The 2,645-nt window shown below is 69.6% G+C and carries 4 protein-coding genes; 2 read left to right on the top strand and 2 right to left on the bottom strand.

Going from position 1 to position 2,645, the window contains the following annotated elements:
• Positions 1 to 219: 219 nt before the first annotated feature.
• Both ROTAS13_RS22690 and ROTAS13_RS22685 read left to right on the top strand, forming a co-directional pair.
• Positions 220 to 1,278 (top strand): spore photoproduct lyase family protein, encoded by a 1,059-nt coding sequence (locus tag ROTAS13_RS22690; protein ID WP_075823517.1) that lies wholly within the window; start codon positions 220 to 222, stop codon positions 1,276 to 1,278.
• Positions 1,279 to 1,355: 77 nt separating this feature from the next.
• Positions 1,356 to 1,934 carry a YqaA family protein gene (locus ROTAS13_RS22685; protein ID WP_026032905.1) on the top strand — a complete coding sequence of 193 codons (579 nt, stop codon included), beginning with the start codon at positions 1,356 to 1,358 and terminating at the stop codon, positions 1,932 to 1,934.
• Between the two features lie 46 nt (positions 1,935 to 1,980).
• On the opposite strand, the gene ROTAS13_RS22680 is transcribed toward ROTAS13_RS22685, so the two are convergent.
• Complete coding sequence (locus ROTAS13_RS22680) at positions 1,981 to 2,427, bottom strand: peroxiredoxin (protein ID WP_075823518.1); 447 nt, start codon at positions 2,425 to 2,427, stop codon at positions 1,981 to 1,983.
• A gap of 11 nt (positions 2,428 to 2,438) precedes the next feature.
• Positions 2,439 to 2,645 (bottom strand): hypothetical protein (locus tag ROTAS13_RS22675; protein WP_139323510.1); only part of this gene is annotated, 207 nt, incomplete at its 5' end.

The following is a 2,645-nucleotide window of genomic DNA, read 5'->3' as shown; positions in this document are numbered from 1 at the left end:
GCCGCAAGAAGCACGCTCTGGTACGGGCGGGCTGAGGCCGGGCGCGGCCCGCTTCCGGCGCTTCGCGTCCCGGGATCGGGGTCAGGGGCCGGCCTGACCGCCCCGCGCCAACGAAAGGCGGGCCTGGGGCAGCCACGGGCGCGGTGCCCCGTTCCGGGGGCGCGGCGCTTGCAGGCTGGCGGGGCGTCGCCACTTGCGGGGACCATGGCGCGGAATGGCATGCTGCCCGCTTACCTTTTCGATCCCCGGATCATCTTTCTGGAACCCGCCATACGCGAGGGCGAGAGGGGGCGCGAGATCCTGGCGCGCTTTCCGGAGGCGCGGCAGGTGGAGGTAGCCTCGCACTGGTCCATTCCGGCATTGCGGGAAGGGGCGGCGGCGGACTGGCTGGCGGCCAAGCGCGACGTGCTGGTGCTGGGGGTGAAGAAGACCCTGGCCTGCCGGCCGAACGGGCGCAGCGCGGATTTCATCGCGCCCTCGGTGTCCAACGGCTGCGCCATGGCCTGTGCCTATTGCTACGTGGCGCGGCGCAAGGGCCATGCGAACCCGGTAACCGTCTTCACCAACATCGACGCCATCACCGGCTTCATCGCCCGTCACGCGGCACGCCAGGGCATGAAGCTGGAGCCCAACCAGGTGGATGCGCGGGACTGGGTCTATGACATCGGGGAGAATGGCGACCTGTCGGTGGATGCCGCCATTTCCGGCAATGTCCGCGACCTCGTGGCCCTGTTCCGCGACCTGCCGAACGCCAAGGGCTCCTTCGCCACGAAATTCGCGAATCCGGCGATCCTGGACTACGACCCGCGCGGACGGACGCGGGTGCGGGTCTCGCTGATGCCGGAAGCGCGGGCGCGGCTGCTGGACGTGCGGACCTCGCCGGTGGCGGAGCGGATCGCCTTCGCGGGCGAGGTGTTCCGCGCCGGCTACGAGCTGCACCTGAACTTCTCGCCCGTGGTGGTGCACGAGGGCTGGGAGGCGGAGTGGCGCGAGCTGTTCCGGCAGATCGACGGCCAGCTTCCGGAGGCGGCGAAGCAGGGGCTGGCGGCGGAGGTGATCATGCTGACCCACAGCGCCGAGCTGCACGGGGTGAACCTCGCCTGGCATCCGAGGGCGGAGGAGCTGCTCTGGCAGCCGCGCTGGCAGGAGGAGAAGACGAGCCAGAACGGGGCGCGCAACCTGCGCTACCGGCACGGGGTGAAGGGCAGGCTGCTGCAGCGCTTCATCGCGATCCTGGGCGAGGAGATGCCTTATTGCCGCATCCGTTACGCTTTCTGATGGCATTGTCCATTTTTTAAGATGAATCCGCGATTTGTAACTTGCTTGTTGCAGCGCGGCATGGGATGGCGGCGGACATGCTCCGCGCCCTCTACAACTGGATCATCGCCCTTTCCGCGCACCCCCGGGCCCCGGCGGCCCTGGGAGCGGTGTCCTTCGCGGAAAGCAGCTTCTTTCCCATCCCGCCCGACGCCATGCTCATTCCCATGTGCCTGGCGCGGCCCGACCGGGCCTACCACTACGCCTTCATCTGCACCGTGACCTCGGTGATCGGCGGGCTGCTGGGCTATGCCATCGGCACCTACCTCTTCGAGGCGGTGGCGCTGCCGGTGCTGGCCGCCTATGGCCATGCCGACGCGCTGCAGACCTTCGGCGCCTGGTTCGAGCGATGGGGCGCGGCGGTGATCCTGATCAAGGGGCTGACGCCGATCCCCTACAAGATCGTCACCATCGCCGCCGGCGCGGCGCATTTCTCGCTGCCGATCTTCTTCGTGTGCAGCGTCATCACCCGTGGCGCGCGCTTCTACATGCTGGCCTGGCTGCTGCGCGCCTATGGCCCGCCGGCGCGGGAGTTCATCGAGAAGCGGCTGAACCTGATCGCGGGCGCGACCGCCCTGGCGATCGTCGGTGGCGTGCTGGCGCTGCGCTACATCTGATCCGGGGACCGGGGGGGGACCTACGCCGCTCCCCCCGGCGGGCGCTTCACAGCGCCTCGACGGCCTTGCGTACCAGCGCCGCGTGCTCGGCCGGCTTCACCTTGCGCCAGACCTGCACGACCTTGCCGTCCGGCCCGACCAGAAAGCTCGTGCGCTCCATGCCCATGTACTTGCGCCCGTACATCGATTTCTCGACCCAGGTGCCGTAGGTCTCGGCGATGGCGTGTTCCGCGTCGGAGGCAAGCGGGAAGGTGAGGCCGTACTTCGAGGCGAACTTCTCGATCGCCTTCATCGGGTCGGGCGAGACGCCGATCACCGTCAGTCCCAGCCTGCCCAGCGCCGGCAGCGCCTCCTGGATGCCGCAGGCCTGCTGGGTGCAGCCGGAGGTGTCGGCCTTCGGGTAGAAGTAGAGCAGGAAGGGCTTCCCGCCGAGGGCCGCCTTGCTCACCGTGCGGCCGCCGCTGGCCGGCATGGTGAAGGGCGGCGCGTCCATGCCCGCTTCGATCACGTGGCGATCCTTTCCCGCTGTGCTGCGCCTCCGCCCGGCGGAGGGAGGGAGCCGAGATGGCGCTCGAAGAGGGTCCGGACCATCTCGGCGGTTCCCTGCATCTCCGCGCGCAGGGCGCCCAGGTCAACCGGGGCGGCGGAGTCGGCGGCGCGATCCGTCATGAAGGGCGCGCAGGCACGCAGCAGCGCCGTGCCGGCGGCGGC

Origin of the sequence: Roseomonas sp. TAS13, from assembly GCF_001950415.1 — a bacterium.
In the GTDB taxonomy this organism is placed as follows: Bacteria; Pseudomonadota; Alphaproteobacteria; order Acetobacterales; family Acetobacteraceae; genus Roseomonas; species Roseomonas mucosa.
This window is presented reverse-complemented; position numbering and strand designations above follow the sequence as displayed.

Bases quoted from the DNA above. Each gene is read 5' to 3' on its own strand.
- ROTAS13_RS22690 (WP_075823517.1), top strand. From the start codon at position 220: ATGCTGCCCGCTTACCTTTTCGATCCCCGGATCATCTTTCTGGAACCC.
- ROTAS13_RS22685 (WP_026032905.1), top strand. From the start codon at position 1,356: ATGCTCCGCGCCCTCTACAACTGGATCATCGCCCTTTCCGCGCACCCC.
- ROTAS13_RS22680 (WP_075823518.1), bottom strand. From the start codon at position 2,427: ATGGACGCGCCGCCCTTCACCATGCCGGCCAGCGGCGGCCGCACGGTG.